This is a genomic window from Bacillus sp. LR_5 (assembly GCF_042709275.1).
Genome location: NZ_JAVAXX010000040.1, coordinates 1 through 11,811, shown reverse-complemented (window position 1 = coordinate 11,811; position 11,811 = coordinate 1). Strand labels below are relative to the sequence as shown.

The 11,811-nt window shown below is 35.2% G+C and carries 15 protein-coding genes and 1 pseudogene; 8 read left to right on the top strand and 8 right to left on the bottom strand.

The window, feature by feature from the left end:
* The first annotated feature begins 419 nt into the window (after nucleotides 1–419).
* On the top strand, nucleotides 420–752 hold the full coding sequence (locus RAC86_RS11390; protein ID WP_061186629.1) for an MmcQ/YjbR family DNA-binding protein: 333 nt from the start codon (nucleotides 420–422) through the stop codon (nucleotides 750–752).
* 224 nt (nucleotides 753–976) lie between these two features.
* On the opposite strand, the gene RAC86_RS11385 is transcribed toward RAC86_RS11390, so the two are convergent.
* Nucleotides 977–1,114 (bottom strand): hypothetical protein, encoded by a 138-nt coding sequence (locus RAC86_RS11385; RefSeq protein WP_236827505.1) that lies wholly within the window; start codon nucleotides 1,112–1,114, stop codon nucleotides 977–979.
* Between the two features lie 121 nt (nucleotides 1,115–1,235).
* Between RAC86_RS11385 and RAC86_RS11380 the strand changes: the two genes are divergently transcribed.
* The 3 genes from RAC86_RS11380 to RAC86_RS11370 all read left to right on the top strand — a co-directional run bounded on the left by RAC86_RS11380 (nucleotide 1,236) and on the right by RAC86_RS11370 (nucleotide 2,922).
* The gene (locus RAC86_RS11380) at nucleotides 1,236–2,081 is read left to right on the top strand and encodes a MerR family transcriptional regulator (protein ID WP_072566596.1); all 846 of its coding nucleotides are present in this window, start codon (nucleotides 1,236–1,238) and stop codon (nucleotides 2,079–2,081) included.
* An 81-nt stretch (nucleotides 2,082–2,162) separates the two neighbouring features.
* Nucleotides 2,163–2,327 (top strand): arginase, encoded by a 165-nt coding sequence (locus tag RAC86_RS11375; RefSeq protein WP_014114550.1) that lies wholly within the window; start codon nucleotides 2,163–2,165, stop codon nucleotides 2,325–2,327.
* A gap of 25 nt (nucleotides 2,328–2,352) precedes the next feature.
* Complete coding sequence (locus RAC86_RS11370; RefSeq protein ID WP_014114549.1) at nucleotides 2,353–2,922, top strand: flavin reductase family protein; 570 nt, start codon at nucleotides 2,353–2,355, stop codon at nucleotides 2,920–2,922.
* A 708-nt stretch (nucleotides 2,923–3,630) separates the two neighbouring features.
* Here RAC86_RS11370 and RAC86_RS11365 read toward each other — a convergent pair.
* The 4 genes from RAC86_RS11365 to blt all read right to left on the bottom strand — a co-directional run bounded on the left by RAC86_RS11365 (nucleotide 3,631) and on the right by blt (nucleotide 6,278).
* Entirely contained in the window at nucleotides 3,631–3,708 is a 78-nt protein-coding gene (locus RAC86_RS11365; RefSeq protein WP_072175780.1) for a YjcZ family sporulation protein, read from the bottom strand.
* Nucleotides 3,709–3,957: 249 nt separating this feature from the next.
* On the bottom strand, nucleotides 3,958–4,209 hold the full coding sequence (locus tag RAC86_RS11360; RefSeq protein WP_080490494.1) for a CotD family spore coat protein: 252 nt from the start codon (nucleotides 4,207–4,209) through the stop codon (nucleotides 3,958–3,960).
* Between the two features lie 60 nt (nucleotides 4,210–4,269).
* Nucleotides 4,270–4,728 (bottom strand): spermine/spermidine acetyltransferase, encoded by a 459-nt coding sequence (bltD, locus tag RAC86_RS11355; protein WP_072566595.1) that lies wholly within the window; start codon nucleotides 4,726–4,728, stop codon nucleotides 4,270–4,272.
* Nucleotides 4,729–5,075: 347 nt separating this feature from the next.
* Nucleotides 5,076–6,278, bottom strand: a complete 1,203-nt coding sequence (gene blt / locus RAC86_RS11350) for a multidrug efflux MFS transporter Blt (protein ID WP_072566594.1) — start codon at nucleotides 6,276–6,278, stop codon at nucleotides 5,076–5,078.
* A gap of 127 nt (nucleotides 6,279–6,405) precedes the next feature.
* Between blt and bltR the strand changes: the two genes are divergently transcribed.
* Both bltR and RAC86_RS11340 read left to right on the top strand, forming a co-directional pair.
* A complete protein-coding gene (gene bltR, locus RAC86_RS11345; protein ID WP_014114541.1) occupies nucleotides 6,406–7,227 on the top strand; it encodes a multidrug efflux transcriptional regulator BltR in 822 nt (273 codons plus the stop codon).
* A 400-nt stretch (nucleotides 7,228–7,627) separates the two neighbouring features.
* Nucleotides 7,628–7,802: pseudogene (locus RAC86_RS11340) on the top strand (peptidoglycan-binding domain-containing protein); the annotation flags it as partial.
* 25 nt (nucleotides 7,803–7,827) lie between these two features.
* On the opposite strand, the gene RAC86_RS11335 reads toward RAC86_RS11340, so the two are convergent.
* Nucleotides 7,828–8,199, bottom strand: a complete 372-nt coding sequence (locus tag RAC86_RS11335) for a DUF3139 domain-containing protein (protein ID WP_014114539.1) — start codon at nucleotides 8,197–8,199, stop codon at nucleotides 7,828–7,830.
* A gap of 258 nt (nucleotides 8,200–8,457) precedes the next feature.
* Between RAC86_RS11335 and RAC86_RS11330 the strand changes: the two genes are divergently transcribed.
* A complete protein-coding gene (locus tag RAC86_RS11330; protein ID WP_061186623.1) occupies nucleotides 8,458–8,733 on the top strand; it encodes a barstar family protein in 276 nt (91 codons plus the stop codon).
* A 207-nt stretch (nucleotides 8,734–8,940) separates the two neighbouring features.
* Here RAC86_RS11330 and nfsA read toward each other — a convergent pair whose 3' ends face one another.
* Both nfsA and RAC86_RS11320 read right to left on the bottom strand, forming a co-directional pair.
* A complete protein-coding gene (gene nfsA, locus RAC86_RS11325) occupies nucleotides 8,941–9,681 on the bottom strand; it encodes an oxygen-insensitive NADPH nitroreductase (RefSeq protein WP_014114536.1) in 741 nt (246 codons plus the stop codon).
* 384 nt (nucleotides 9,682–10,065) lie between these two features.
* Entirely contained in the window at nucleotides 10,066–10,425 is a 360-nt protein-coding gene (locus RAC86_RS11320) for a winged helix-turn-helix transcriptional regulator (protein WP_014114534.1), read from the bottom strand.
* A 231-nt stretch (nucleotides 10,426–10,656) separates the two neighbouring features.
* Between RAC86_RS11320 and RAC86_RS11315 the strand changes: the two genes are divergently transcribed.
* Nucleotides 10,657–11,391 (top strand): NADPH-dependent F420 reductase, encoded by a 735-nt coding sequence (locus RAC86_RS11315; protein WP_072566593.1) that lies wholly within the window; start codon nucleotides 10,657–10,659, stop codon nucleotides 11,389–11,391.
* Nucleotides 11,392–11,811: the final 420 nt, after the last annotated feature.

Here is an 11,811-nt window from a genome sequence, read left to right as displayed (position 1 = left end):
CTGCAACTTAAAAAATGAGCAATGGTCATTACTTGGGGGAGTTTATTCAATAAGAATAGTTTTCAAGCTGGTGCTTATTGCCGCCAGCTTGTTTTATGTTTATCGGAGCTCGTGATGATTGATGACGGTGAACAGGCTGACGGACCGCCGGGAAAAATACATAGTCAGTAGAACCAACGAGAGCTTCTATTTGTTCAATGCTCCCTTTGAGTAGGAACATAGCAAAAACGTTGAAAAAAGCAACTAACAATTTAGCGTTGGAAAATTTTTTTATGCGCGGGAAAGAGTATAGAGGTATGATTTAGATAGTGCTGATCTTGCAAATTGACCAATAAGGTTGTTTTATTCACTTATTCATTTTTGGTTAAATAAAGTAGAGAAAAAACTTAGGCAGTTAACTGTTGAAGGAGAGACAACCAATGAAAAATAGAGAGGAAGCAATTGATTATTGTTTGAGTTTTAAAGATGCATATGAAGATTATCCATTTCGTGATAAGAATTGGACATTAATGCGACACGCTAAAAACAGAAAAGTGTTTGCGTGGATATTTGAAAAAAATGATCATATTTGGATCAATGTGAAGTGTGAACCCGGTTTTCTCGATTTCTGGAGACACAAATACACTTCGGTAGTTCCAGCATTTCATCTCAATAAAGACCATTGGAATTCTATCATTCTTGACGGAACTGTTCCAGATGAAGACATATACGATATGATAAAACAAAGCTACATGTTAACTAAAACGAAGTAAGCGATAGACCCGAGGGAGAGGGTATAAAACCTTGAAGTGCTACAAGAGCATTGTGTCGCATTATATGGAATCTATAAAGTGTAAGATGGCAACTGGTTTGAACATAGTAAAGGGAAAAAGCTTAATCTTTTTAAGAATTAAGCTTTTTTTAAAAAGTTCAATTATATTTAACGTCTGAAGGAATGACCCATATGCATAATCTATGCCTATCAATCTTAAATATATTACTTCATAAAGTCAGCCATTAATTCCTTAACGATGTCTTCACAGCTCTTTACTTCAGTAATGACATCAATAGCTGTGTTCATAGAAATAATTCCTTCATCCAGCTTTCCTTCTAGCATTCCTGGAAGAAGACTCATTTCCTCCTCGGCAGGTTTTCTTAAACAGGTTTTTTCTCAAGTTCGTTCAGTTAGGATTTTGAAGGTAACCGTGTATAGTGGAAGAAAGAATTCTTAGAACTTAGAAGAAAGGATGAGATTGATGAAGGAATATTTTACAATTGGAGAAACAGCCCGTCTCAATAACATCTCAATTCAAACATTGCGCTATTATGATAGGATCGGAATTTTCAAGCCTTATTATACAGATCAGGAGAATGGCTATCGATATTACCATGTGAAACAGTTCTTTTATTTAGATATTATCAAGTATCTAAAATATATTAGAACACCTCTGGAAGAAATCAAGCGTTTCGGCTCATATACTTGTACCCCTGAAGATATACAACACTTTCTTGAGGAGCAAGAAAGCGTTATTGTGCAAGAAATGGAAAAACTCGAACGTGCTCGTCAATTACTTCATAGGAGAAGGAATCAGCTTAATGAACAATTAGACATATGCAGGAAAAAAGATGAAGGTTTCGTTTATTTTCGGTATATAGATGAACAAACCATATTAAAAGTAGAGACGCCTCAAGTTAATCCTCATGATCAATCGGATTTGTATTACAGAAAGCTGGCTGATGTTATTGAAAAAATAGGAGATGTAGTAGATAACTATTATGGATTCATTTATGATTTCAAGCCCTATAAGGATTCTCGTGACATTTATTGCAACAGTATTTATACCACTGTTTGCAATGAAAAAAAGATAGACATAGGAGAAAAAAACATAAGGTTAGACACGATCCCGTCAGGTGAATATGTATGTATCGCATTTGATTGGTCTGCAAAAAATTATGATGAATATTATCAAAAACTTTATCAATATATTGAGTCTCATGGCATCCAAACAGATGGAAACGTATATCAAGTTTCTCTTCCAATCGACTTTAACTCATTAAGAGAAGAAAACTTCCTCACAGAATTAAGAGTGCTAAAAAAATAACTAACCCTTGACCCTATAGTTGCTATAGGGTTTATGATTTGTGCATCTTCTTATGAATATTTGAAAGGAAGGATGTATAAGATGGCAGAAGATAAGACGCTTCGGTTACTCATGCCGCAATGGCAAGTCGAAACCAATCTGCCGGGAGCCCATTTATTAAACTGGTCTGCATCTAAAACGAATGGTCCATTTGAAGAAGTACCTGACGATTTAGATGCGAGCCTCTCAAGTTCTAATAAAAAATGAATCTTAAACAAAAGGAGCGATGAAGATGAGAGCACCGATAGATGAACCTATTTGGTACGCCTACCCTGGAATGGTAGCTGTCGTTACGGCTCAATATGAAGGTGAAAAAAACGCAATGGCTTCCGGTTGGCATACGTATATCGGATCTTCTCCTGGGATGTATGGGATATCAGTAAACAAAGAGACATATACTTACAAAATGATTGAGAAAAGTGGTGTTTTCGGTGTGAATTTTCTTCCAGGAAGATATTCGGAATTAATCCAAGCATTAGGCACCCATAGTGGTAGAGATATCAATAAGTTTGAAGAATTTAATATTCAATATGAAGAAGGGCTAAAAGCTGAGATACCGATTTTAACTGATGCGTATTTTGCTTATGAGTGTAAAGTACACAGTATTTCCACTTTGGGCGATCAAGAGTGGATTGTGGGAGAAGTTTTACAGAGATATCAAGATAAAGAGCTTTTCTTAAAAAATGGAATGCCAAATTTAGAAAAATTGGATATTCCGCTTCATATTGGAAAGTCTAGCTACCGAATATTAAATAGTAAAGCAGAGGAACGTCAACACGCCTTTTACCCCAAAACTGATTGAAACATGCAGGTTCCTCCACCTTCATGGTTACGTGGCATACCTTGAGTTCATCTCACACGATAGAGTAGAGGAAACCTTTATCAAAATAAAAAATCAGTGGATGTATGTGCAGTGGATTCCGCTGGAACCATTGACTTATATTAAGCAAAAAAGAGACCCAAAGACCGCAAAGCTTATTTAAGATAGCTTTGCGGTCTTTTATATTCTAAGACTCAATTCATCTTACCGTGGAAATATATATTCTATTTTTTTTCTTCCTATCAACTATAGTTCATAAAGGAAAGAACACTTCCTCACACAAAATGAAGGGTACTTGACACTATAGTTACGGTAGGACTTATATTTGCATAGTTCTTATCAATATTTTGAGAAAAAGGAGAATCATGTAATGCGTTATTTCTCTTTTATTAGCATTTCTAGCAGGAGCAGCCCTTAGCTTTGAAGGAGGCATATATTCTGAATTAGGAAAAACAAGCTGAGCGTATAAAATGGCTTCTAAATCAATAGTGAATTGTATTAAGGTAAACACTGTGGATAATTTAAAAAAGCTCATGGGCAGGTAAATAGATGAAGTTTTGTGAAAAATGGTCTAATTTTTCACTCACTGGTTAAGAAACTTTGTCAGCATATGGTGAGTTAATCACATAACAAAACAAACGCCATAAAGATTTCTTATGGCGTCTGTTGGATATGGGGTAAGGTGAGTTCTTAATAGCCACCGAAGAAAGAAGTCCCAACGATGATTAACAGGATGAATAGCACCACTATTAATGGAAATGACCGCATAACATCACCTTCCTTAAAAGAGGATAATACATGATATGCTGATCGAGCTCATTCGATAGTGATGATAGTTTAATTGATTGTAAAATGATTTTTTAGTCTAAGCGGTATTACTGTTTTTTTAGCTGTTGCATTATACTTATCTTTTTGATTTTGATCTGTTTCAAAAAATGTGTTGTTTCCGGCCAATCTTTTGTTAATCTGCCGGGGTTACTCCAATTTAGGAATAAGAGATGAAAGAAGCATGTTAATTCATAAACGTAGAGCCTTAACGATGTTTTCGTTCTCTATAGATTGTGTCACTGGATAGTAATTTTCTACTCTCGTCATATTTCTGTTCACATTCACAATATGAGTTGGATGACCACGTCTAACCGTACGTTGATTGGTTGTTGTATTAACAACATTTTGAGTAGGAGAAACAACCGTTTCTACATTGTTGCCTCCATTGAAACCGTTGTTTCCATTAAAACCGCCATTGTTCCCACGACGAGGCCTAAGAATGAACTCGTCCGCATTTCTATATCCACCGTTGCAGCGGGGGTTTGGAAACCATTTAAGAACCTATAGCTCTTTTACCATTACTTTTTCGCCATTAAAATCGAATTCACCATTAAATTGAAAACCAAACCTTTGATAAAGGCGAAGAGCATGAATATTATTTTCAAATATACTTAAATAAATCCTCTTACATTTATATAACTCAGCAAGGTGTTGAATGAGAGCTTTAAGCATTTTCTTTCCTAATCCTTTTCCCTGATAGTGTTCGTCAATAAAGAATCGATCAAGCCAGACTCTTCCATTTTTATTATCTTCATCATATTCAGGAAACAATCCATACATTGCAAAACCGACTAGATCTCCTTCATAGTAAAGCCCGACAGGTTTATAATAGTGACATTCTTTTGCATCCTCTAAACATGCTTTTGTTGATTCAATATATGATATTTGATTCTCGCTGACATGTAGAGCAAGAATTGCAGCACGATTATCGTCAGTAACTGCTTTTATTTTTATACTCATACTACATTCTCCTTATTTTCTTATTCCGAAAAGGATAATATATTTTCAAGGGATGATAATAAATAACCTTGTTATACTTCAGGCTAACTGAAAAGCATGCCATATGGACATGCTTCCGAGAAATATAGGAAGAATCAAGAGGAAAGGTATCAATAAAATCTGGCTTCTGTTTAGGGTGATGGCAGATGAAATCCTAATATTGCTGACAGTTTGATAATACTCAGCATAAACTATATTCACCTCAAGGAACATGTAGCCGATCAAATAAAGAACCTTTCCTTCTTGTGCCTAATCAGAGGCATTCCCTGCTATTCAAATGTCAAAATTTGATTTTATAGAGAGTAGAGTTAATTCGAGGTTGAAACATCATTCCATTTTTCTTTCCAAACCATTGTAAGACCAAGACCGACAATCATAACGAAACCTGCAAAAAGGAAAGGATAATGAATGTTAAGATCAAATAGTATACCGCCTAGAGCAGGACCAAATATATTTCCCAGGCTGGTGTATGTGGAGTTCATGCCTGCTACGAACCCCTGCTGGTTACCGGCCATATTGGATAAATGAGTAGTTAAGGCCGGGCGTAGCAAATCGAACGCCAGAAAAATAAAACAAGTTACAAGCAAAACAGTTATAAATCCTGACATAACAGTAGACACGAAAGCTAAGATCGCACCGACTATTAAGCAAAGCTGAATCATTCTTTTCTCTCCAAGTTTGTTGACCAATTTCCCGAATAGTAAAACTTGAATAACTACCGCAACAATGGAACTTATCGTAATAATGGTTGCGATATCTTTTGGCGTGAAGCCAAATTTATGATCAGAAAACAAGCTGAATACCGTTTCATAAGCTGATAAACCGAAAGCCATTACAAAGACGATAATAAATGCAATAAAATAGACTGGATGAATGGACCTCTTCAAGTCTTTTAAAAAATTTGATTCCTTTGTATGAGACGAGAGCTGATGGCGTTCTTCTTTTGACAATGACTCTTTTAGTATAAAAACGGAAGATACAGCTGCTATTAATGCTATGGCGGAAGCGAAGAAAAACGGCATGCGGATGCCAAAGCCGGCAATAAACCCTCCCGCACCTGGTCCAATAATAAAGCCGGTGCTAATTGCAGCCGAAACATATCCCATAGCCTTTGATCTTTCCTTTACGGTTGTAATATCAGCTACATATGCTGTTACCGCGGGCATGATAAAAGCAGCGCTTATGCCACCCAGTATCCTCGAAAAATAAAATATTGAAACATGAGTCCCTAATCCGAAAATCAACTCTGATAAACTGAAAATAAGCAACCCGAGAACAATCATTTTTTTTCTCCCGAAACGGTCAACCCACCTTCCCGCAAAAGGTGAAGTAATTAACTGAGAAATGGCGAAAGCCGCAACAAGATAACCCATAGTGCTGCCAGATAAATGCATGATTTTCATAAAAGAAGGCATAACTGGGATAATTAAACCGATACCAAGAAATGCTACGAAGATGTTGCTTAATAGTATAATGAATATCGTTTTTTGATCATTTATTGATTTTTTCACTTGAAGTCCCCTTTACTAAATTGAAACCCTTGTTACATATCCTATCCTTTTCTTTGTAGATTGAAGCTCTTTTCAAGTACAATCAAATCATAAGGTATATGGTTACCGTATAGTCAAGGAGGTTTTTATGAGCGAAGATGTGAGGAAGTATTTCACAACAGGTGAGTTTTCGAAGCTCTGTCGTGTAAAAAAACAAACCTTATTTCATTATGACGAGATTGGTCTATTCTCTCCGGAAATAAAAAAAGAAAATGGGTATAGGTATTATTCCTATCATCAATTTGAGATTTTTCAAGTCATCAGTCTATTTAAAGAGCTTGGCGTTCCTTTAAAAGAAATAAAGCGTCTAATAAAAGACAAAACACCAGACAAAATATTGCATGTTCTAAAAGAAAAGTCTATTGAGATTGATAAAAAAATAAATGAGCTTAAGCAATTGCAAACGATCTTACATACAAAAGTGGCGCTTACTGAACAAGCACTTGAGACTGATTTTTCCTCGATTTCTTTTGAATATTTAAATGAAGAAAAATTCATGTTAAGCCGAAAAACATTAAACTTACCAGAACGAAAATATGTGGCTGCCATTTCAGAACTCATTCATGAAGTTCAACAGTATGAGTTAGATGAAGGATATCCGATAGGCGGAATCTTTGCACGGGAACAAATATTAGAAAAAGACTTTTACAATTACAGTTACTTTTATATAAAAGTAAAAGATGGGATAGAGAAAATAAATTATCATATACGGCCAAAAGGCCTGTATGCTGTTGGTTATGAAATAGGTGGAAACACTGAAGAGGCTTACCGCAGAATCATTGAGTTCATTGAAAAGAATGGAATGCAAATAGGAGAAAATGCATATGAGGAATATATGCTGGATGAGATGGTAGTTGACGGGTATGAAAATACATATGCAAAAATCCTCCTTCAAGTTAAGGAGGTGTAACGTTGATTTTAAAATCGACAATATAACAAGTTACTGTGATTTTGCTTACGAGATTTTTTATACGGAAAAATTGTGCCTAAAATGAATATAAAACAGAGTAAATAGAGATGAATGATTTCAAGTGCTTGAATGCTTACAATAAGCTTCCACCTTTATTGAGGGGCCTAGTGGGCGTAATAATTGTCCGAGAAAACACCGATAATTTCTAACTATCGGTGTTTTTATACTCTGCAAGTAAGGACCCATAAGCGAAGTCAACTGCTACGATCCTGACCGTCTTTCTCAGAAATTGATCATTGAGCAATCAGTGATACTGCATTGCGACAGCAAGTTGAAAAAAGATTCTCATCACTGCTATGTCTCTTTCTCATGCAAAAATGATATGTAAAATAATTGGACAAGGGGCAAAGAAGTGCGGCAGATTCAAAAAGCGCTGGCAGCTCTTTATTTGAATTGACGGCGTATATGGACCAAAAACAGCAGATGCAATTAGACGATTTTAGTTAATGCATGGGCTTTCTCCTGATGGAATTTATGGGCCTAAGACTAAAGCGAAACTTGGAGTTATTATTAAAATGATAAAGCCCTCAAGCGAGGGCTTTATTTCAATACCTTATCAGAGGGTTGATACTTCAATTTTTTAACCAATTTATCATTGATTGATACTTCATTTCCATCTACAACACCTGAAAACGTAACTTTTTTGTTAGAAGGATCGTAGTGAAAAATGTAATAGTTGTTTTTGTCAGTTTCATTCTTTACATAAACAGTTTTAAAGAACCCTTTAGGTGAACTCAAAGAATTAAGCATAGGATAATCCTCTGATTTAATCTCTTTTTTGGGAATACCATAATCAGCAATATACTGGTCGATCTTATCTTCAGCTACTTTTCGATTGTTAAAATGAACAATTAAGGAAATGCCCCCGATAATAATGATTAGAGCTAAAAGAACAAGAGCTATTTTTTTCATATAACGCTCCTCCAATTTAATATCTGTGAACTGATAATTTTAAAGTCTAAAACAACGGAAATAACGATACCATATTTTTGCTATCAATTCCCTTAAAATTTCCTTATCATACTAAAATAATAATTTAGGAAATTTTTTTAAGGAAAACAGGCATATAAGTATGAAAGAATACTTTATTCGAATGATGTATTAATGTATAAAACAACAGATCATTCTAAAACGTTAGTTAAAATAAAGTAATGGAGGACATATTTTTTAATGAAAAAAATAATTATAAACGGAAAAGACTTTGAAAATAAAGAAGTTTTACATGAAGCTTTAAAAGATAAATTAGACTTCCCAGACTACTATGGGAAAAATTTAGACGCTTTATGGGATTGCCTTACAGGGTGGATAGAGTTGCCGTTAACTTTAGTCTGGAGAAATTTTGAGTTTAGTAAAAAGTTTTTAGGTTCATACGCTGATGATGTATTAGAAGTTTTACAAGAGGCTCAAGAGGAATTAGAGGATGAGTTTAAAATAATAGTAGAGTAGACTTTTTGGTTCTCATGGAAAATCTCTCAATGGGATTAAGTGGTTTTGGGGATTAGCTCATTAAAAAACTCACTTCGTAGATGAAGACAGCGCTTCAAACGGTGATTTCAAAATTTCCGCAGACGAGTTGGTGCATAAAGAGGAAGAGCGTCAAAACTCTTCCTCTTTTATGTGGATGGAATGCAGAAATGTCCTCTTGTAAAAAATTTATTTTTTAGCAAATCCCTGTTTATTTAAATACTCAAGCATGAAGGGGAGTTTGCTTCTTTCAAGATGATCCTCAATATGATCTTTCCATCCCTTTACTTTTTTCACTGTGAAAGGCGCTTTAACTGGGCGTTCTCGGTAATACTCACGCATCTGTTGATCATAGGTTGCTAATGTTTCTTCGTCTAGTGGCTGGTACTGATTATCAAACATGACCATTGATTGAGGCAAACGTGGTTTTAGTCCGGGGTTCTCTCCAGCAGGATGGCCTATGCATAGCCCCACTAAAGGAATCACATGCTTTGGTAAATGTAATACCTCAGTTAATTCTGTAATATGAAGTCTTACTCCACCGATATATACACCACCGAGTCCCATTGATTCGGCTGCGGTCAAAGCATTTTGAGCCATTAGCCCAGCATCAAATGTACCTATTAGAAGGTATTCAATATACTCAAGGTCTACATTGGGAGCAATTTGATGATTTCGGTTAAAATCGGCACAAAAAATCCAAAACTCTGCTGCCTCTTCAATATAAGGCTGATTCGCAGAAAGTTCCATCACTTTTTTTCGAAGATCTGGATCTGTAATTCTAATGATAGAAACGGCTTGGAGAAGGCTGAAAGATGAAGTTTGATTAGCTGCCTTAAAGATTGCTTCTCGTTGCTCCTCTGTCAGTGGTTGATTTGTAAAAGAACGTATGGATGTATGATTACTAAGTAATTCAATTGTAGTATTCATATTGACATTCTTCCTTTCTTAAATATTAGATGCAAGCTGATTAAGTTGGATAGGGTTATTTGTAAAAAAATAATGTAACTTGTATACAATATGATAAAATCATCACTCTAATTTATGAAGAGGGCAATTTAAATTGCCGTAGTACATTTTTTTGTACTTAATAGCAAAAAGATGGCTAGATTTTGTTAAGACGGATTTGAAAAAGAATTTAAATGGAACAAACAAAAGATTATTAACCCAGCAAATGTCCCTAAAAAAAGGAAGCTCTTGTTGTGTTAACCTGCTTAGTTAGTAAAAAAAAGCTGCCACATTAGACAGCTTCTGATCTTTTAACTCTTGCCCCCGTTACTTTAATACATTTCTTCACAAACTCTTATCGTAAAATTAGTCTACCTGCTCCCCAAACTTCTTCCCGAACTCTTCCATCAAATCAATTATAGGAATGAATTCTTTCCCTTTTGAGGTTAGTGAATACTCTACACGAGGAGGAACCTCAGGAAAAACCTCTCGCTTAATTAATCCATCTGTTTCTAGTTCTCTCAACTGCTTTGTAAGAGAACCTTGTGAAATGTCCCATAAAAAAGCTTTAATTTCGCTATAACGACGTTCTTTTGTTTTTAAAAACCAAAGAATAATATACTTCCAGCGTCCTGAAAGTATATTTTGGGTATAGGCAATGCCATATACTTCTCTTTGTTCCTTTATACACTCTTTGTCAAATCCATCCTTACATATTCTAGACACCTTTTCACCTGCTTTCTACTGTTACGTACAAAAAAATGTACTACGGCAATTTTAATTGCCTACTTTAAAAAGATGAGAAATGGTTTTATTCTAGTATATGTAAAAGAAATATTCAATACTCAATTCGTTTTTCATATCTAATGATTATATGTTGCGATTTGGTAAACATATAATTGTGTTACTTTAAGCAGAATTATTCTTTTATATACAAATTCTTTAGGAGGGAAAATAGTGAAATTCGGAATTATAGGTGCAGGATCAATTGGCTCAATTATTTCTAAAAAATTAGTTAAGAATGGGCATGATGTCAAAATTGCAGATGCAAGGGGAATTGAATTCTTAGAAGGAAAAGAGCTTGCTGGAACAACTGTGCGCGTAGAGGATGCAATTAAAAATATTGATGTTCTTATATTATCTCTTCCTACAAAAGCAATGCCAAGCATTCGGAACATTATCGATCAAGTCGGAGAGGAAGTAATCATTGTAGATACTTCAAATTATTATCCTTTTAGAGACGACAAAATTGAAGAAATCGAGAACGGAATGGTTGAAAGTGTTTGGGTTTCAAATCAATTAGGCAGACCTGTCATTAAAGCGTTCAATAACTTATTAGCCTATACTTTAGAAAATGAAGGAACATCCGTAGATTCTAGTGAACGAATCGCTATGGCAGTTGCTGGTAATGATACATCACAAAAACAAGTAGTCATGGACGTAGTATCCGAGTTAGGCTTCGATGCAGTAGACGGTGGTTCTTTAAGTGACTCTTGGAGACAGCAGCCAGGAACTCCTGCTTACTGCACAGAGCTAACAAAAGATGAACTCACAATTGCGTTGAAAAAGGCGAATAAAGAAAAAGCACCATTACTACGCGACAAAGTGATGGAAATATTTGCAGAGAAAAAGGATGTTGATTTTTCACACGAGGATGTTGTGAATCTAAACAGAGAAATATACAATTCATAAAAACAAGAGGTGCACTCAGTTAGAGCGCACCTTATGTATATCCATATATACCTATAAATTTACGGAGAAATATGTATGCTTCTTCCTTTTTTTCGCCAAAGGCTTTTTTCCTCAGTATGCAGCTTTTTATACACCCTTGATTAATCAATCTTTCTGTGCATCGTTTGTATTCTGTTCTATCTAATATTTGACGTGGAAAATAAGCGCATGATGTAGTTAGTCTGCTAATCAAAATGCTTAGTTTGCTAATTAATATGTACGGAATGATCAATATGATTGAAGATGAAATACGAGAACTTCTAGAAAAAATATCTTCTCAATGCGCCGAAATTACAACCAATTGTTACACGATGTGAATCTTCGTGTTGGGCAGGATAATTTGTCGAGGCATCGCAAGCTGACAAATGCATTATCGATTGC